Source organism: Rhizobium sp. AG207R (assembly GCF_027109195.1).
In the GTDB taxonomy this organism is placed as follows: domain Bacteria; phylum Pseudomonadota; class Alphaproteobacteria; order Rhizobiales; family Rhizobiaceae; genus Rhizobium; species Rhizobium dioscoreae.
Genome location: NZ_JAEPVT010000002.1, coordinates 237,046 through 253,189, shown reverse-complemented (window position 1 = coordinate 253,189; position 16,144 = coordinate 237,046). Strand labels below are relative to the sequence as shown.

Below are 16,144 nucleotides of genomic sequence, written 5' to 3'. Positions count from 1 at the left end.
GAGACGCTCTTCAGGGCGGGGAATTGGTGGGCACTATTCTGTCCTGGCAACCGATCTATGCACCGATTGTCGTGCCAAAGCCACGAAACGATGTTTCACTTCGTTGAAAAGACTGGGTGGCAATGGTCCGAGATAGCCGCTTTCCGTTTCCGACGGGCGAATATCCGGTCCCGGCCAGGCAAAATAGTTGCTTTCTGAAAGGATGATCCATGAAGGTATGTCGTCCAGACCAAGCCGGAATTTTACCGGTGCTGGAAGTTCGATGGCCATGGAGGCGTTGTCCGGCAGCGAATGCGTGACAGGAAGGACACGAACCCGCTTGGTTCCATCCGCATCATCGACAACAAGTGCCAACACGAGGCAGGGGCGATCCTTCACGCCTTCTTCGCGTCCCTCAAGTCGCTCCCTGTGCCAGAGATAGGAATAGCGAAAGACGAAACCGACCTTGACTTCAGCGGGCAGCATGCGGCTTTAGTTCATCATCAAGATGCTCGTGACCGGTTTCCATCTCGGCTGCTTCGACGGCGGCAATATCGGCCTCTGAAAGCTCAGCTGTCAGTTGGACCTGCCTATCTCGTCGCAGCAGGCGCTGATAATCTTCATAAGCGAGCAGCACCGTTCGCGGCCGGCCGTTCTTGGTAATGACAACCGGATCGCGCATGGCTGCATCTTGAAATGCGCCAAAATTCTTGGAAGCTTCGGCGGCAGTTACCGTCTTCATGAAAAATCTCCTTGACGAAATTATACGGACTTTCCGTAAATCCCGCAAGTTATCCCATGGAATTGGTACCGCCCCGACGGAAATCTCACCGATCGCTGGTCTCCCACCGCGGATTGATCCAGGGCTCCTGGTTCGAGCGTGCCAGCCTCGGCTTGCCGAGAATGTGATCGGCCGCCTTTTCGCCTGTCATGATCGAAGGGCCGTTCAGGTTTCCATAGGTCACATGCGGGAAGATCGAGCTGTCGGCGACACGCAGGCCGTCGACGCCTATGACGCGGGTGTCGGGATCGACCACCGCCATGGGATCGTCCTTTGAGCCCATTTTGCAGGTGCCGCAGGGATGATAGGCGCTTTCCAGATGTTCGCGCAGGAAGGCGTCGATCTCGTCGTCGGTCTGAACGTTCGGTCCGGGCTGGATTTCCGGTCCACGATATTCGTCGAAGGCCTTCTGCCCGAAGATCTCGCGGGTAAGGCGCACGCAGTGGCGGAACTTCTCCCAGTCTTCCGGATGGCTCATATAGTTGAAGCGGATAACGGGATCCGCCTTCGGGTCGGAAGAGCGCAGCGTGACGTTGCCGCGCGATTTCGAGAGGTTGTAGCCGACATGCACCTGGAAGCCATGGCTCTTGGCGGCCGCCTTGCCGTCATAGCTGATGGCGACGGGAAGGAAGTGGTACTGAATGTCGGGCTGTTTGACGCCGGGCGCGGAGCGCAGGAAGGCGCAGGCCTCGAACTGGTTGGAGGTGCCGAGGCCCTTCTTGAAGAACAGCCATTGCGCGCCGGCAATCCCCTGCATGTACCAGGGAAGCCAGGAATAGAGCGACACCGGCTTCAGACTGGTCTGCTGGAAATAGAATTCCATATGGTCCTGCAGGTTGGCGCCGACGCCCGGCCGGTCGGCCTTCACCTCGATGCCCATGTCGCGCAGATGCTGCCCAGGCCCGATGCCGGATAGCATCAGCAGCTTCGGAGAATTGAACGAGGAGGCGGAGACGATCACCTCGCGGTTTGCCTTAACGATCTCGATCTTGCCGTCCCGCTCGACTTCGACACCCGTCGCACGGCCATTTTCGATGACGATCTTGCGGGCGAAGCAGCGGATGAGCGTCACGTTCGGCCGCTTCAGCGCAGGCTTGAGATAGGCTGTCGCCGCAGACCAGCGCCGGCCCATCCAAGTCGTCTGCTCCATCAGGCCGAAGCCTTCCTGCTTGCTGCCGTTATAATCCTCCGTCGCCTCGAAGCCCGCCTGCTTGCCCGCCTCGATGAAGGCGTGAAAGAGCGGATTGCGGGCATCGCCCCGGCGCACATGCAGCGGGCCGTCCGTGCCGCGCCATCCCTCTTCGCCCCCATGCGAATGCTCCATCCGCTTGAAATAGGGCAGCACGTCGGCATAGGCCCAGCCTTGCGCGCCCAGCTCGTCCCAGCGGTTGAAGTCTTCCGCATGGCCGCGCACATAGACCATGCCGTTGATCGAGGAAGACCCGCCGATCACCTTGCCGCGCGGGGCAGTGATGCGTCGGTTGTTGAGCTGCGGTTCCGGCTCGGAAAGATAGCCCCAATTGTAGCGGTCCATGCTCATCGGCCAGGCAAGGGCTGCGGGCATCTGGATGAAAGGCCCGAAATCGCTGCCGCCGAATTCCAGAACGATGACCGAATGCTTGCCATCTTCCGACAGGCGGTAAGCCATGGCGGAGCCGGCTGAGCCTGAGCCAACGATGACGAAATCTGCTTGCTGCATATTTATCTCCCTGTGGCCGCCCCGATCCTTCGAGGCTCGCCTTTGGCGAGCACCTCAGGATGAGGCGGGTCATCGTCTGTGCTTGCGGTTGGTAGCTCTCGACCTCACCCTGAGGTGCCGCCATGGGGGCCTCGAAGGGCGAGGTCGAGCCCCGAGGTTGCATCAATAAGGCGCCTGCACCGGCCCCATGCCGACATAGACGGTCTTCAGTTCCGAATAATGCTCCAGCGCCGCCAGTGAATTCTCGCGGCCGAAGCCGGATTGCTTGGAGCCGCCGAAGGGAATTTCGACCGGGCAGAGATTGTAGGTGTTGATCCAGAGTGTGCCGGCCCCGAGCTGGTCGACGACGCGGTGGGCGCGGGTGAGGTCGGCGGTAAAGACGCCGCCGGAAAGGCCGAATTCGGTGGCATTGGCGCGGGCTATCACCTCGGCCTCGTCATCGAAATCGAGCACGCACATAACTGGCCCGAAAATTTCCTCGCGTGCGATCGTCATGTCGTCGGTGACGTCAGAAAACACGGTCGGCTGAATGTAATAGCCTTCGCCGGAGACATTGTTCGGGATGCCGCCGCCGGTCAGCAGCGTCGCGCCTTCGGCCTTGCCTTTTTCGATGTAAGACAGCACCTTCTCACGCTGCGCCCAGGAGACCATTGGGCCGATCTGTGTTGCCTCATCCATCGGGTCGCCGATGAGCATGGCCTCGGTGCGGGCCTTCAGGCGCTTCAGGAATTCGGACTTGATCTTGCTGTTGACGAAGACGCGCGTGCCGTTCGAGCAGACCTGACCCGTCGAATAGAAATTGCCGAGCATCGCGCCGCCGATGGCGCTGTCGATATCGGCATCGTCGAAGACGATCAGCGGCGACTTGCCACCGAGTTCCATGGTGACATGCTTGAGGTTGCCGGCGGCAGAAGCCGCCACCTTGCGGCCCGTCGGTACCGAGCCGGTCAGTGAGACCTTCGCCACCTCGGGATGGTTGATGAGCAGAGGTCCGGTTTCGCGGTCGCCTTGGATGACATTGTAGAGCCCCTTCGGCAGGCCTGCCTCAATAAGGATTTCGGCGATCTTCAGCGCGCCGAGCGGCGTGTTTTCCGAAGGCTTGAACACCATGGCGTTGCCGGCGACCAGCGCCGGCGCACCCTTCCAGCAGGCGATCTGCTGCGGGTAGTTCCACGCGCCGATGCCGACGCACACGCCGAGCGGCACGCGCTTGGTATAGGCGAAGTCACCGCCGAGCGGGATATAGGAGCCATTGAGGCCGGCCGCCGCGACGCCGCCGAAGAATTCGAAGCTGTCGGCGCCTGATGTTGGGTCTGCGACAATGGTTTCCTGGATCGGCTTGCCCGTATCCAGCGTCTCCAGCTCGGAAAGCTCGCGGTTACGTTCGCGCATGATCTCGGCTGCCCGCTTCAGGATGCGGCCGCGCGCTGTCGGGCTCATAGCAGCCCATTCCGGCTGCGCACGCTTGGCGCTAGCGATCGCCTTTTCGACGATGGTTGGCGTCGCTGCGTGCAGGCGGGCGATGACTTCGCCGGTCGCCGGATAGATGCTTTCGATAAGAGTGCCGTCGGTGTCCTCGACATATTCCCCGTCGATGAAATGCGAGGCTTTCGGTTGTGCGCGCATTATAGAACCCTCAATTCTTCGTAGGACACCATGACATGCTCTTGGAAAGCAGGTCGCTCGGTGAGGTTTTCATAGTAGCGCTGCAGCCGTGGATGGGCTGGGCGCTGGATGTCGATGTCGAAATAGCGATAGAGAACATGCCCGAATTGTATGTCGGCCAGCGTCAGAGTATTGCCCGCAAGGAAGCGATGCCGTCCGAACTGCGACTCGGCGATGTCTAGCTTCGCAGCGAGTGCTGCGACAGCCGCAACAATCGCCTTCTCATCACGCAGGGCAGGGGCAGTCCGCACCGCGCGCCAGAACACCGGGCCTGTGAAATTCAAGGCGATGTTGATCTTGGCCCATTCCGCCCATTTGTCGATCTGAGCGCGCCGCCGCTCGTCCTTCGGCCAGAAGGCATCCTCGCCATATCGCGCCGCGAGATAGCGTAGGATAGCGCCCGTTTCCCAAAGCGGCTCGTCGTCGCCGTCGCGCAGCACCGGAACGGTGCCGTTCGGGTTCATCGCCAGGAATTCGGGCGTGTCGTTGACGCCATAGGTAAAGCCGGCATCGATGCGCTCATAGGCAAGGCCGAGTTCGCCGATGCACCACATCAGCGCCTGCACATTGGATGACGATTTGCGGCCCCAGACGGTCAGCATGGTCTTCAGCCTTTCAAGGCGTTGAGGTGGGTCGTCAGATAATCTTCCGTCAGCGCGATCGACGCCTCAGTGCTGATCGGCGCGGATCTGAGGCCCTGGCGGATATAGAGCCCGTCGATCATGGCAGCCGCACCCTCGGCGATCCGCCCGGCATCGCCGGCCGGGCACAGAGCCTTGAGATTGGCAACGAGATTTGAGTGCAGGCGGCGTGCGTAGATGACGAGAAAGCGCCGCGTCTCTTCCGAGCGTTGCGCCTCGGCATAGAAGGCGAGCCAGGCGGCGATCGTTTCCGGTGCGAACTGATCGGCCTGGAAGCTGACGCGGATGACGGCGGAGAGCTTTTCGCGCGGCGTTTTCGCCTCGCGGAGCGCCGTCACGACGCTGTCGCGCAGCCGCTGTAGATGCACGCGGACGGTTTCGATCAGCAGCTGTTCCTTGCTGCCGAAGTAATGATGCGCAAGGGCAGGCGAAACGCCCGCCTGCTTGGCGATTTCGGACATGGTTACGGTTAGCGAGCCGTGATCGCCGATCACGCGCATCGCAGCATCCACCAGCGCCTTGCGGCGCACCGGCTCCATTCCGACTTTCGGCATTGCGTCAATCCTCAAGATTGAAGATGAGTGTATTTTTGATTGACTGATCAATCAATAAAAAAATCAGGTGGCCGGTATTCCCTGACGAAAAATCCGCAACCTCTTTCCGCAGAGCATTTCTGTGCCATACTTCCTCATAGGAGGAGGTGCAGTCATGGTTGATATTCTTGATGAAGTTCCCCCATCCGCGATGCGCGACAAATGGGGTTGGTTTGTCGGACTTGGCATATTGCTGCTGATCTGTGGTGGCATCGCCCTAGGCAATCTGTTCATCGCCACGGTGGCTTCGGTCTATTATGTCGGCATGCTGATGTTGATCGGCGGTATCGTGCATTTGGTCCATGCCTTTCAGGTGAGGGGCTGGGAGCATATCCTGTTCTGGGTGTTGAGCGGCCTGCTCTATACGGTTGCCGGTATCCTTGCCTTCGCCAATCCGCTATTGGCTTCCGAGGCATTGACGCTGTTCCTTGCCATCGCGCTCCTCATAGCCGGCACGTTCCGCGTCTGGGTCGGCCGCAAGCTGAAACCTGAGCGCGGCTGGGTTTGGATCGTCATCAGCGGTCTTGCGACTGCCGTTGCAGGCATCGCCATCGCTCTCGGCTGGCCGGTCAACAGCCTTTGGATCCTCGGCCTTTTCCTGGCCTTCGATCTGATCTTCCAGGGCTGGACGCTGGTGGTCTTCGGCCTCGTGCTCAGGCGGTAGTGCATCTCCCAAAAGGGGTAACGCACTGCTACTTTTTGACAAGAAGCGTGAGCGGCGTTACTCTTCGTGCCTCTGCCATATCAGGCAGAACGGCGTTGCGTTGATGTAACGGCAGTATCTTCATCTGGAAGTCCGCATGTCGAGGGACATGCTCGAAGAAACTGGTCGAAGCCGCGGAACATAGTTCCAGACAAATTTCCGCTAGATAACGTCAAGGGAGGAATATCATGCCAATGGTAACGGTTTCCATCTCTCCGCTTCAGGCTGCCGGCATCCGGGCAGCGGTCGACACCGGCACCTATGCCTCGAGCAGCGAAGTCGTGCGGGAAGCTCTTCGCATGTGGGATGCGGCGCGCAAGCGCGGTGACATTTGCGAGGTGCCACGTGCCGCCAACGATGGCGGCGAGACGGCAAAGAGCGGCCGTTGCGTCGCCGATATGTTTGCCGATTACGAGGCAGAGCGGCACTCGAGCAATCAGCACTGAACCCCACTCGTCACGGCAGCCCTCGGCTGCCGTGTGCCGGGTCTGCCTCCCGGCGAATGGTTAATATTGCTTTACCATTCATGAAACTTTCACATAGGGGAAAGGTTTCGTTGACGCTTTATGGCGCAATCTTGGGTCGAAAACGCGGTAAATCCAAAGTTTTACTTAAATAAATTAGATTAGAATCCGCAAGTGGAGATGGGCATGTCCCTGACTGCCGCAGTCGAACCGGGCGTATTGCGCCGATATGCCAGCGACCAGATCGTCACTCTCGCCAAACTCGTCATCGAAAATGCATTCCAGCCGATCGTGGAGGCCGGTACGGGTGCCGTTTTCGGCTATGAGTCCCTGATGCGCGGCCAGGAACGCATCGGTTTCGACAGCCCGGTTGACATTCTCGATGAGGCCGAGCGCACCGGTCAGCTTCTCGGGCTGGAGCAAATGGTCACGAGCCGCGCGCTGGCGAAGTTTGCCACCCTGCCCAATATCGCCACCACGACACTTTTCCTCAATCTGGATGTCCGGCTGATTGCGCAGGGCACGGCCTTGGTCGACAGCCTGCTGCAGCACATGAGAAAGGCCGGCATCGCGCCGTCCTCCGTCTGCTTCGAATTCTCCGAACGTTTCGACAATACCATCGTGCCGGAGTTTTCGGCGCTGGTTGCCAAGATGCGCAATGCCGGCTTCAAGCTCGCGATCGATGATTTCGGCGTCGGCCGTGGCGAGATGAAGTTGCTGTCCGATTATCCGGTCGACTATCTCAAGATCGACCGGCATTTCATCGTCGATATCGACCGCAGCGCCCGCAAGCGCCATATCCTGAGGAACCTCGTCAATATCGCCCATGTTCTCGGGACGCGCGTGATCGCCGAGGGCATCGAGACTGAGGCGGAGTTCGTGACCTGCCGCGAATTCGGCGTCGACCTCGTCCAGGGCTGGTTCATTGCCCGTCCGACGGTCCTGGTCAACGAGCTGAAGCAGAGCTTTCCGCATCTGCAGGATCTCGGCAAGACGGCGCGCAACAGCCAGTCGCTTGATGAAATCCTCATCCGCAAGCAGATCGAAGTGCTGCCGACCATCCGCGAAAGCGACAGCATCGACAGTGTCTTCGAGCTCTTTCGCCGCAATCCGCGCCGGGCCTATTTCCCGGTCGTCAATGCCAATGACGAGCCGCGCGGGATCATCCACGAGTACCAGCTGAAGGAATATATCTATCAGCCTTTCGGCCGCGACCTGTTGAAGAACAAGGTCTATAAACGGTCGATCTCGCATTTCGTCGAAATGGCGCCGATCGTCGGGCTCGATTCCGATGCCGACACGCTGATGACGATCTTCGCCAACATGGAAAGCAGCGATTGCCTGATCGTCACCGAAGGCACACATTATGCCGGCATCGTCTCCGCTGCCTCCCTCATCAAGGTCATCAACGAAAAGCAGCTGAAGATCGCCCAGGACCAGAACCCGCTGACTGGCCTTCCCGGCAACAGGGCGATCCATGATTTCATGCAGAACGCCGGCCGCGATGGCGATGAAATCAGGCATTTCTGCTATTGCGACTTCGATAATTTCAAGCCGTTCAACGATGCCTATGGCTTCCATCTCGGCGACCATGCCATCTCGCTGTTCGCTGCATTGATGCGCCGCTATTTCTTTGCGGAGCGCCATTTCCTCGGTCATGTCGGCGGCGACGATTTCTTCATCGGTGTCACCGGCTGGAATATGCAGGAGCTTCGCGAGGTTCTGGACCGGCTGCTTGCCGATTTCCACGCCGACGTCCGCGAGCTCTATTCGGTGGAGGATCGTGTCGCGGGCCGCATTCGCGGCCACGACCGCAGTGGCGCCGAGACAGAGTTCCCGCTGATGCGCTGCTCGATCGGCATCCTGCAACTGCCGGAGGGGCTGGTGATCGACAATATCAGCCGGGTCAGCACCTCCATTGCGGGTATCAAGGCGAAGGCAAAGGAAAGCGCCATGGGCGTGGCATTCCTCGGCTTGGCCGAGACGAATTGACGCCCTCCGGCACTCGGTCCTTTTCAAGCGCTTTGCGCTAAACTATCTCCACTGCTTTGCTGGGAGAGGAGATAGCGCCATGCCCTTGCCGTCTGAAATGCGTTTCGTGGATTTGCCGTCCTTTGGCGGACCAGAGGTCATGACCATCGCCCGAAAGCCTCTGCCGGTCTTGCAGCCGGGCGAGATCCTGGTCCGCGTCGAGGCCGCCGGCGTCAATCGGCCGGATGTGGCGCAACGGCAGGGCACCTATCCCCCACCGAAGGAGGCAAGTCCGATCCTCGGTCTCGAAATATCGGGCGAAGTGGTCGATGTCGCGCCCGCCGTGACGGAGTTTTCGATCGGCAACAAGGTTTGCGGCCTCGCCAATGGCGGTGGCTATGCCGAATATTGCATCCTGCCCGCCGGCCAGGCGCTCCGATTTCCGAACGGCTATGATGCGGTGCGCGCAGCGGCATTGCCTGAGACGTTCTTCACGGTCTGGGCCAATCTCTTCCAGATGGCGGGCCTCACCGAAGGCGAAAGCGTGCTGATCCACGGCGGCTCCAGCGGCATCGGCACGACGGCGATCCAGCTTGCCCGCGCTTTCGGCGCGACCGTTTATGCGACCGCCGGATCGAAAGAAAAATGCGAGGCTTGCGAGAAGCTCGGCGCCAAGCGGGCGATCAATTATAAAGAAGAGGATTTCGCCGAGGTCATCAAGGCCGAGACGGAACATGGCGTCGATATCATCCTCGACATGATCGGCGCCGCCTATCTGGAAAAGAACCTCGCTTCGCTTGCCCGCGATGGCTGCCTTTCCATCATTGCTTTCCTTGGCGGCGCGGTGGCGGATAGGGCAAACCTTGCGCCGATCATGGTCAAGCGGCTGACCGTGACCGGTTCGACCATGCGCCCGCGCACGGCTGAGGAAAAGCGGGCCATCCGCGACGACCTGCTGTCCCAAGTCTGGCCGCTGCTGGACGAGGGCACGGTTGCCCCCGTTATCTATCGGACCTTCTCTTTCGACGATGTGGTCGAGGCACATCGATTGATGGAAACCAGCGATCACATCGGTAAGATCATGCTGCAGCTGGCTTGATCGTCAGTGACAGGACGACGGCGATAAGGCCGGGTATGGCCATCAGCGCATAGAGCCATGTTGCGGCAGAGAGGCCGCCGGCAATGCCACCCGGATGGGTCAGGCCCGCTCCATTGACGATGACGCCGGCGAGCGCGGCACCGAATGCGCCGCCCAGCGACTGTGTCATCGAGATCGCCGCCGAGGCCTTGTCTTGTTCGGTCCTGCGGGCGATGCCAATGATCCTGGTTACAAGATGCGCCCAGCCGAGACCGACGCCGAATCCCATCAGGAACATGGCGATCACGGCCGGCGCGAACCTGACGATGGTGTCGAAGGGCGTATTCGTTGCCAGGAACGGGATCAGCGATGCGGTTGCGGCCGTTTCCAGAATGCAGCCACTGACGATGGCGATGGCCGCTGGCCGACCCGAGAAAGAGTTGCTGAAGAAGGCCGCGATGGTCCAGCCGAGCGCTACCAGCGCCACGAGATAGCCTGAGACCAGTGGCGTTACGCCATGGAGCGTCTGCAGGAAGTAGGGGATATAGATGTCGCTCGTCAGCACCAGCATCATCGTGAATATCGTCAAATAGAGCCGCGCGATGGGGTTGCTGAGCATGACGGCGCCATAGGGCAGGAGGCGCACTTCGCTCTTGCGCTCGATCAGCACCATCGTTGCAATAAGCACGATCGAAGCTGCGATCAGCACCATCTTGTAGGATCCATGTTCGATCGTGCCGGCAATGCTCACGAATAGAACTGCGGCAAGCAGAAGTATGATCTGGATCAGCGGCGTTCTGGTGTCGATCCGATCGTCCGCGACATCGGGCAGCAGCCAGCGCCCCGAGAGCGTCATGAGGACAGCCACCGGGACGAGGATGAGAAAGGCCTCTCGCCAGGCGCTCCCTGCGGCGAAGAGGCCGCCGAGCGTCGGCCCGAGTACGGTCGCTACACCCCAGATGGCAGCGTAGAGCGTAGAGGCCCTGCGCCACAGGGGTTCCGGATAGATGAAACGAATGAAGGCATAGGCGAGGCCGGACAGCATGCCGGAGCCGTATCCCTGAACGGCGCGACCGATCAGCAGCACGGGCATGGTCGGCGCGATGGCGCAAGCTAGGCTGCCGACGCCGAAGGTGAGCGCCGCTGCAACATAGACGGCACGCAAGCCTATTCCTTTCGGCCGGGTCGCAACCGTGATCGAGCCGAGCACGCCTGCGGCGACGAAAAGCGTCGTCATCCACGAGAACAATTCGAGGCCGCCGATATCGCGGACGATCGAGGGCGCAATCGTGGCGGTGATGTAGGATTCGACGGCATAAAGCGTGACGCCTCCGCCCAGCATCAGTGTCGCAGGCAGAAGTCTTGGCGAGAACAGCGTGAAGATGGAGGCTGATTTGAGGTGAGCTGTGGTTTCGATGCTGGACATCGGGCAATCCTCGGTATTTTCCCTAGCGGTTGATTATTTTCCAAGTTATAATTTGGAAAATTACATCCTTGTCGGATTAAAACAAGAGAAAACTTGGAAAAATGCGTCAGTCACCTGCCAATCGAATTCTGATCCTGTTGAAAACCGACGGGCCGCAGCTGGCAGCGGCTGTCGGCGATGCGCTCGGCATATCGTCGGAAGCAGCCCGTCAGCAGCTGACGAAGATGGCGGAGGAAGGGTTGGTCGAGCCTGTAGCGGAAGCTTCCGCCGGCAGAGGCAGACCGCGCCAGTTCTGGCATCTGACGGCGGCCGGCAATCGGCAGTTTCCCGATGGCCATGCAGATCTGACCGCCACCCTGCTTGCCACCATGGCCAGCCAGCTGGGGCAGGGGGCCGTCGATGCTGTCATCTCGGCACGCGAAACGGAGACGCTTCGGCGCTATCGCAGCGAAATCGATTTGACGGCCGATCTGCCCTCACGAGTCGCGAGCCTTGCTGCCATCCGCACGCAGGAAGGCTATATGGCCGATCACTGGCAGGACGATGACGGTTCGTTGGTGCTGGTGGAGAACCATTGTCCCATCTGCGCCGCCGCATCTGCCTGTGCCGGCTTCTGTCGATCCGAGCTGGAGACTTTCCGTATGGTGCTCGGCGCTGATGTCGAACGGGAGGAGCATATCCTGCTCGGCGCTCGGCGTTGCGCCTACAGGATCCGTGACGCAGCCTGAGAGATTGCTTTTTGATGCTGCTCGCTAATATCGGCGATTGGCAATTCAGGGGGCAGCGGCTACCACTGGCCGTCAAGCAAATCAAAGGCTGCGTCCCCCATGTCCAATCCTGTTTGCGTCGAAGTCACCCGTGGCTCTCTGGTTGAGGGCCGCCATCGCGGTTCCATCGTTGCGGTCGATGGCGATGGCAAGTTGGTCTTCTCGCTCGGTGATATCGAAAGCGGCGTCTTTCCGCGCTCCGCCTGCAAGGCGATGCAGGCGTTGCCATTGGTCGAAAGCGGTGCGGCAGAAGCCTATGGCTTCGGCAACAAGGAATTGGCGCTCGCCTGTTCCTCCCACAATGGCGAGGACGAGCATGTTGCACTCGCCGCCGCGATGCTGGCTCGCGCCGGCCGCGATGTCGGCACGCTCGAATGCGGCGCGCACTGGTCCTCCAACCTGAAAACAACAATCCATCAGGCCCGCACCATTGAGACGCCGACGGCGCTGCATAACAATTGCTCTGGCAAGCATGCCGGCTTCGTCTGCGCTTGCTGTCATCAGGACATCGATCCCAAGGGCTATGTCGGCTATGACCATCCGCTGCAGCAGCAGGTCCGTGATACGATGCAGAGCCTGACCGGCGCCATTCTCACGCACGACAATTGCGGCACGGATGGCTGCTCGATCCCGACCTATGCGGTTCCGCTGAAGGGACTGGCCCATGGCTTCGCCAGGATGGCGACGGGCGCAGGCCTGGGGCCGCTGCGCGCCAAGGCGTCACGCCGGCTGTTCGAGGCATGCATGGCCGAACCCTTCTACGTTGCCGGCACCGACCGCGCCTGCACTAAGCTGATGCAGATTGCCCCCGGACGCATCTTCGCCAAGACCGGCGCCGAGGGTGTATTTTGCGCGGCGATCCCCGAGCAGGGCCTTGCTATCGCGCTCAAATGCGACGATGGCAACAGCCGTGCCGCCGAAGTCATGGTGGCCGCAACATTGGCCCGCTTCTTCGAGAAGGATGGCGCTGTTCACGCCGGCCTGATGGCAATGGCTGAGCGATCCTTCAAGAACTGGAACGGTATCCATGTCGGCGATATCAGGCCAGCAGAGGCGTTGAGGGCATAAGTTACTCGTCGCCTCAGCCGCTCGTTTTCTGAGCCGGTACGTGGTGCCGGACGACCTTGTATTCCTGCCAGATGAGAACCATGACCACGAGGTCGAAGATAGTGAGGACGATGAGCCCGATACCATGCGTGTCGGTGAAGCGGTAAAGCTGATAGACGATGAAAAGCCCCAGGGCGGCAAGCGAGGCCGGATAGGCCCACATCTTGCCCCGGAGCAGGCCGATGACCAGCAGCACCTTCACCAGCCCATGGCTCAAGAGGTAATAGGCATAGAAATTCTTGGTACCGACCGAAAAATCTTGTGCCCATGTGAGCAGATGGGTCGCGATAAAATCATGCGGGTCGTTGAGCAGCTCGGGCTGTGTGATCCGGTTAGCCAGCCGAAGGATCGACTCGGTGCTGACGAGCGCCAGCACAAGGCCGCCGAGGCATTCGATCAGGGCATGCGTGCCCTTCAATAGGACGCTGATTTCGAAGAGCTGATGAATGCGTCGTTCGTTCATGGGCGATCACAACCTCTGGGGCTTATTCAGGTAAGCTTGATCGGCGGCGGCGACAAGGCATGCCGATCTCCGGCTGTCGGTCAGGCCAGGAAGATCGGCACATCCATATCGCGATAGGGGGTCAGGTTCTCCTCCGGAATATTGGACGGCACGATCATGCCGGAGACGCCTGTCAATGGAAGGATCTGGTATGGAGAGGCGGCGTCGAGCTTTTCGGCTGTCGCCAGCACATAGGTTTCGGCCGAACACTGCGCGATATGCCGCTTGATGGCCGCTTCCTCGAAATCGCCGGTCGAAAAGCCGCGGGCGGGATGAATGGCGGTGACGCCCAGAAAGAAGATGTCGGCCCTTATCGATGCGATGGCCGTCATGGCGGCAGCACCCGTCGCCACCATCGAATGCTTGTAGAGCTTGCCGCCGATCAGGATCACCTCCACCAGGGCATGATGCTCCAGCTCACCAGCAATCGTCGGGCTGTGGGTAACGATGGTGACGGGAAGGTCTTTCGGAAGTTGCCGGGCGATCTCGGCATTGGTGGTGCCGCCGTCCAGAAATACGGTCTGGCCCGGTTGGATCATCTTGGCTGCATAGGCACCAAGCCGGCGTTTCTCGTCGGAGGAGACTGCCTGCCGCGCGGTGAAATCGGGCAGCTCCGGTGACAGCGGCAATGCGCCGCCATGCACGCGCTTCAGCAGCTTCTCCGTTGCCATCTCCCGCAGATCCCGGCGGATCGTGTCTTCGGACAGATCGAGTTCGTCGGCCAGAACCTTGGCGATCACTTGGCCGTCCCGGCGCAATCTGTCGAGGATGAGGGCTTTGCGCTGGCTGGTCAGCATGTTGATCTCTGCACGATATATCACGAATAGTCATGAATTTATCAGAATCGATTCGACATTCAAGAAAATATGCGCATATTCGGGCAAATTCCTGCAGGAAGCAGGTATTCAGAATGGAGGCATGACATGTTGATCCTGATTGCGGGGCCCTATCGCTCCGGCACCGGCGATGATCCGAAGAAGATGGCCGAAAACCTCAAGCGCCTTGAGGAGCCGTCCTATGCCCTGTTCAAGGCAGGTCATCTCCCCATGATCGGCGAATGGGTCGCCCTGCCGGTCTGGCATGCCGCCGGCGGCAAGAGCATCGGCGACGATCTCTATGAAGAGATCTTCCACCCGACAGCCGGCCGCCTGCTGCAGCTTTGCGAGGGTGTTCTCAGGTTGCCGGGTGATTCCAAGGGCGCCGATAATGATGTCCGCATTGCCCGCGAGCGCGGCATTCCCGTCTGGTACAGGCTGGAAGACGTGCCAGGCTGCGCCTGAGATCAACCGCCCATCCCCATTGAGCCAGCCAACGGGGATGGGGATATCGGCTTAATCGATCAAAACCTTTTGTGGCGCCCATCAGCATCAGCCACTTCCGTATCGGCCGGGTTCGTTTTAGCTTCCTTGCAGAATTCAATTGAGGAACGGAACATGCTGACATTCTATTATGCGCCCGGAAGCTGCGCGCTCGCCAGTCTCATCGCCCTGGAAGAATCCGGCCTTGCCTACGAGCCCCGACGCCTCAACCTCGCCAACGGCGATCAGCGCCAGCCGGATTATCTGGCCATCAATCCGAAAGGTCGCGTTCCGGCCCTAGTGACTGAGCGCGGCGTCCTCACCGAGAATATCGCGATCATGGCCTATCTCGCCCAGATCGCACCGGCCGCCAAGCTGGCACCGCTCGACGACCCCTTCGAATTCGCGCAGATGCAATCCTTCAACAGTTACATCGTCTCCACCGTTCATGTGAACCATTCGCACAAGGGACGCGGCCACCGCTGGACCGACGATGCCGCCGCCATCGAGACAATGAAGGCCAAGGTGCCGCAGACCATGACCGAAAGCTTCGCCTTGATCGAGGATAAGATGCTGAAGGGTCCCTGGGTGATGGGCGAGCAATATACCGTCGCAGACGGCTATCTCTTCACCATGGAGAAGTGGCTGCCGGGAGACAATGTCGATATCAAGCAGTTCCCCAAGGTCAGCGCGCATTATCAGCGTATGCTCGAGCGCCCGGCCGTTCAGAAGGCGCTTGCCGTCGAAGAGGGCTGATCGATCAGCCGAACATTGCCAGAAGTTTTTTCGGGGCGCGGTATCGCCACGCCTCGACTAAGCGCAGCTCCAGTTCCTCGTCGCCGATCGCGGCGATGCGCAGCGGTAGTGATGGCCAGCCGACGTAGTGATCCGTCTGGAAATAGATCTCCGGCGCCATTTCCATCAGCTGTTCCTTGCGGTCGACGGGCAGCGACAGCACGATGGTCTCGTTGTTCTTGACGGTCACAAACGCCTTGCCGCCGACTTTGAAGGCCGGCAGTCCATAATGAAGGCCAGGCTCGACCTCGAGCAGCCTGGCTTGCGCCACCAACCGCTGCAATCGTTCTGCTATGGCGTCCATGCCTAGGTTCGATGTCATGCGCGTTTGACTGCTATGATTAACTCTCTTATGCGCATTCTTCCGGCTGAATGGTCCGCTTGTCCATAGGCCGCCCCAGGTTTTCCGGCATCAGCGGCAGATCGGCCAATTCTTCCAGCGACATGGCCGCAAGCATGGGGTGCTGCAACGGATCGCTGTCCGATTTGCGATCCTCTTCGAGAAGATGATTGAAGAAAAGCTTCAAGATCGACATGGCATGCCTCCTTGGATGCTCGCATCGATGCAACCATGAGGGCATCAGCCGAGCGAGCGGCGACGGTCTTCAATTTCATGGTGCAATAATCGCGCGAATATGCGCTCGATGCAATTGAGAATGCGGGGATGCTGATATA

General features: G+C 59.8%; 19 protein-coding genes. 8 read left to right on the top strand and 11 right to left on the bottom strand.

The annotated features are described in order from the left end of the window. Positions 1–33 precede the first annotated feature (33 nt). The 6 genes from JJQ51_RS05180 to betI all read right to left on the bottom strand — a co-directional run bounded on the left by JJQ51_RS05180 (position 34) and on the right by betI (position 5,319). Positions 34–465, bottom strand: a complete 432-nt coding sequence (locus JJQ51_RS05180; RefSeq protein WP_269244399.1) for a plasmid maintenance toxin (PemK-like) — start codon at positions 463–465, stop codon at positions 34–36. Beyond that, entirely contained in the window at positions 452–721 is a 270-nt protein-coding gene (locus tag JJQ51_RS05175; RefSeq protein ID WP_113353951.1) for a type II toxin-antitoxin system Phd/YefM family antitoxin, read from the bottom strand. The genes JJQ51_RS05180 and JJQ51_RS05175 overlap by 14 nt, the downstream gene beginning before the upstream one ends. Positions 722–806: 85 nt before the next feature. Continuing rightward, positions 807–2,459: a choline dehydrogenase gene (gene betA, locus JJQ51_RS05170; RefSeq protein ID WP_269244398.1), complete on the bottom strand. Its 1,653-nt coding sequence runs from the start codon at positions 2,457–2,459 to the stop codon at positions 807–809. A gap of 162 nt (positions 2,460–2,621) precedes the next feature. Then, the gene (betB, locus tag JJQ51_RS05165) at positions 2,622–4,085 is read right to left on the bottom strand and encodes a betaine-aldehyde dehydrogenase (protein ID WP_269244397.1); all 1,464 of its coding nucleotides are present in this window, start codon (positions 4,083–4,085) and stop codon (positions 2,622–2,624) included. Continuing rightward, positions 4,085–4,726 (bottom strand): glutathione S-transferase family protein, encoded by a 642-nt coding sequence (locus tag JJQ51_RS05160; protein ID WP_269244396.1) that lies wholly within the window; start codon positions 4,724–4,726, stop codon positions 4,085–4,087. Before JJQ51_RS05160 ends, betB begins: the two co-directional genes overlap by 1 nt. A 5-nt stretch (positions 4,727–4,731) precedes the next feature. After that, entirely contained in the window at positions 4,732–5,319 is a 588-nt protein-coding gene (gene betI, locus JJQ51_RS05155) for a transcriptional regulator BetI (protein WP_069613827.1), read from the bottom strand. A gap of 154 nt (positions 5,320–5,473) precedes the next feature. On the opposite strand from betI, the gene JJQ51_RS05150 reads away from it, so the two are divergent. The 4 genes from JJQ51_RS05150 to JJQ51_RS05135 all read left to right on the top strand — a co-directional run bounded on the left by JJQ51_RS05150 (position 5,474) and on the right by JJQ51_RS05135 (position 9,595). Next, on the top strand, positions 5,474–6,022 hold the full coding sequence (locus tag JJQ51_RS05150) for an HdeD family acid-resistance protein (protein WP_113331909.1): 549 nt from the start codon (positions 5,474–5,476) through the stop codon (positions 6,020–6,022). Between the two features lie 227 nt (positions 6,023–6,249). Next, on the top strand, positions 6,250–6,507 hold the full coding sequence (locus tag JJQ51_RS05145) for a ribbon-helix-helix domain-containing protein (RefSeq protein WP_069613829.1): 258 nt from the start codon (positions 6,250–6,252) through the stop codon (positions 6,505–6,507). Positions 6,508–6,711: 204 nt separating this feature from the next. Next, a complete protein-coding gene (locus JJQ51_RS05140; RefSeq protein ID WP_113353956.1) occupies positions 6,712–8,517 on the top strand; it encodes a GGDEF domain-containing protein in 1,806 nt (601 codons plus the stop codon). A 79-nt stretch (positions 8,518–8,596) separates the two neighbouring features. Next, complete coding sequence (locus JJQ51_RS05135; protein ID WP_113353957.1) at positions 8,597–9,595, top strand: NAD(P)H-quinone oxidoreductase; 999 nt, start codon at positions 8,597–8,599, stop codon at positions 9,593–9,595. On the opposite strand, the gene JJQ51_RS05130 is transcribed toward JJQ51_RS05135, so the two are convergent. Beyond that, the gene (locus JJQ51_RS05130) at positions 9,576–11,000 is read right to left on the bottom strand and encodes an MFS transporter (protein ID WP_113353958.1); all 1,425 of its coding nucleotides are present in this window, start codon (positions 10,998–11,000) and stop codon (positions 9,576–9,578) included. The two genes, JJQ51_RS05135 and JJQ51_RS05130, sit on opposite strands and share 20 nt — an antisense overlap. 101 nt (positions 11,001–11,101) lie before the next feature. On the opposite strand from JJQ51_RS05130, the gene JJQ51_RS05125 reads away from it, so the two are divergent. Then, a complete protein-coding gene (locus JJQ51_RS05125; protein WP_113353959.1) occupies positions 11,102–11,728 on the top strand; it encodes a helix-turn-helix transcriptional regulator in 627 nt (208 codons plus the stop codon). Between the two features lie 99 nt (positions 11,729–11,827). Next, a complete protein-coding gene (locus tag JJQ51_RS05120) occupies positions 11,828–12,835 on the top strand; it encodes an asparaginase (protein ID WP_113353960.1) in 1,008 nt (335 codons plus the stop codon). A gap of 13 nt (positions 12,836–12,848) precedes the next feature. On the opposite strand, the gene JJQ51_RS05115 is transcribed toward JJQ51_RS05120, so the two are convergent. Both JJQ51_RS05115 and JJQ51_RS05110 read right to left on the bottom strand, forming a co-directional pair. Next, complete coding sequence (locus JJQ51_RS05115; RefSeq protein WP_269244395.1) at positions 12,849–13,337, bottom strand: DUF2127 domain-containing protein; 489 nt, start codon at positions 13,335–13,337, stop codon at positions 12,849–12,851. An 80-nt stretch (positions 13,338–13,417) separates the two neighbouring features. Further along, entirely contained in the window at positions 13,418–14,173 is a 756-nt protein-coding gene (locus JJQ51_RS05110) for a DeoR/GlpR family DNA-binding transcription regulator (protein ID WP_113353962.1), read from the bottom strand. 126 nt (positions 14,174–14,299) lie between these two features. Between JJQ51_RS05110 and JJQ51_RS05105 the strand changes: the two genes are divergently transcribed. Both JJQ51_RS05105 and JJQ51_RS05100 read left to right on the top strand, forming a co-directional pair. After that, a complete protein-coding gene (locus JJQ51_RS05105) occupies positions 14,300–14,656 on the top strand; it encodes an ADP-ribose pyrophosphatase (protein WP_015339137.1) in 357 nt (118 codons plus the stop codon). Positions 14,657–14,809: 153 nt separating this feature from the next. Continuing rightward, positions 14,810–15,430 carry a glutathione S-transferase family protein gene (locus tag JJQ51_RS05100; protein WP_113353963.1) on the top strand — a complete coding sequence of 207 codons (621 nt, stop codon included), beginning with the start codon at positions 14,810–14,812 and terminating at the stop codon, positions 15,428–15,430. A 4-nt stretch (positions 15,431–15,434) separates the two neighbouring features. Here JJQ51_RS05100 and JJQ51_RS05095 read toward each other — a convergent pair whose 3' ends face one another. Both JJQ51_RS05095 and JJQ51_RS05090 read right to left on the bottom strand, forming a co-directional pair. Further along, positions 15,435–15,791, bottom strand: a complete 357-nt coding sequence (locus JJQ51_RS05095; protein ID WP_112724047.1) for an MmcQ/YjbR family DNA-binding protein — start codon at positions 15,789–15,791, stop codon at positions 15,435–15,437. Between the two features lie 28 nt (positions 15,792–15,819). After that, the gene (locus JJQ51_RS05090) at positions 15,820–16,005 is read right to left on the bottom strand and encodes a hypothetical protein (RefSeq protein ID WP_113353964.1); all 186 of its coding nucleotides are present in this window, start codon (positions 16,003–16,005) and stop codon (positions 15,820–15,822) included. Positions 16,006–16,144 lie beyond the last annotated feature (139 nt).

What these genes read in the sequence shown, in the direction of transcription:
- JJQ51_RS05180 (WP_269244399.1), bottom strand. Translation starts at nt 465, where the DNA reads ATGCTGCCCGCTGAAGTCAAGGTCGGTTTCGTCTTTCGCTATTCCTAT.
- JJQ51_RS05175 (WP_113353951.1), bottom strand. Translation starts at nt 721, where the DNA reads ATGAAGACGGTAACTGCCGCCGAAGCTTCCAAGAATTTTGGCGCATTT.
- betA (WP_269244398.1), bottom strand. Translation starts at nt 2,459, where the DNA reads ATGCAGCAAGCAGATTTCGTCATCGTTGGCTCAGGCTCAGCCGGCTCC.
- betB (WP_269244397.1), bottom strand. Translation starts at nt 4,085, where the DNA reads ATGCGCGCACAACCGAAAGCCTCGCATTTCATCGACGGGGAATATGTC.
- JJQ51_RS05160 (WP_269244396.1), bottom strand. Translation starts at nt 4,726, where the DNA reads ATGCTGACCGTCTGGGGCCGCAAATCGTCATCCAATGTGCAGGCGCTG.
- betI (WP_069613827.1), bottom strand. Translation starts at nt 5,319, where the DNA reads ATGCCGAAAGTCGGAATGGAGCCGGTGCGCCGCAAGGCGCTGGTGGAT.
- JJQ51_RS05150 (WP_113331909.1), top strand. Translation starts at nt 5,474, where the DNA reads ATGGTTGATATTCTTGATGAAGTTCCCCCATCCGCGATGCGCGACAAA.
- JJQ51_RS05145 (WP_069613829.1), top strand. Translation starts at nt 6,250, where the DNA reads ATGCCAATGGTAACGGTTTCCATCTCTCCGCTTCAGGCTGCCGGCATC.
- JJQ51_RS05140 (WP_113353956.1), top strand. Translation starts at nt 6,712, where the DNA reads ATGTCCCTGACTGCCGCAGTCGAACCGGGCGTATTGCGCCGATATGCC.
- JJQ51_RS05135 (WP_113353957.1), top strand. Translation starts at nt 8,597, where the DNA reads ATGCCCTTGCCGTCTGAAATGCGTTTCGTGGATTTGCCGTCCTTTGGC.
- JJQ51_RS05130 (WP_113353958.1), bottom strand. Translation starts at nt 11,000, where the DNA reads ATGTCCAGCATCGAAACCACAGCTCACCTCAAATCAGCCTCCATCTTC.
- JJQ51_RS05125 (WP_113353959.1), top strand. Translation starts at nt 11,102, where the DNA reads ATGCGTCAGTCACCTGCCAATCGAATTCTGATCCTGTTGAAAACCGAC.
- JJQ51_RS05120 (WP_113353960.1), top strand. Translation starts at nt 11,828, where the DNA reads ATGTCCAATCCTGTTTGCGTCGAAGTCACCCGTGGCTCTCTGGTTGAG.
- JJQ51_RS05115 (WP_269244395.1), bottom strand. Translation starts at nt 13,337, where the DNA reads ATGAACGAACGACGCATTCATCAGCTCTTCGAAATCAGCGTCCTATTG.
- JJQ51_RS05110 (WP_113353962.1), bottom strand. Translation starts at nt 14,173, where the DNA reads ATGCTGACCAGCCAGCGCAAAGCCCTCATCCTCGACAGATTGCGCCGG.
- JJQ51_RS05105 (WP_015339137.1), top strand. Translation starts at nt 14,300, where the DNA reads ATGTTGATCCTGATTGCGGGGCCCTATCGCTCCGGCACCGGCGATGAT.
- JJQ51_RS05100 (WP_113353963.1), top strand. Translation starts at nt 14,810, where the DNA reads ATGCTGACATTCTATTATGCGCCCGGAAGCTGCGCGCTCGCCAGTCTC.
- JJQ51_RS05095 (WP_112724047.1), bottom strand. Translation starts at nt 15,791, where the DNA reads ATGACATCGAACCTAGGCATGGACGCCATAGCAGAACGATTGCAGCGG.
- JJQ51_RS05090 (WP_113353964.1), bottom strand. Translation starts at nt 16,005, where the DNA reads ATGTCGATCTTGAAGCTTTTCTTCAATCATCTTCTCGAAGAGGATCGC.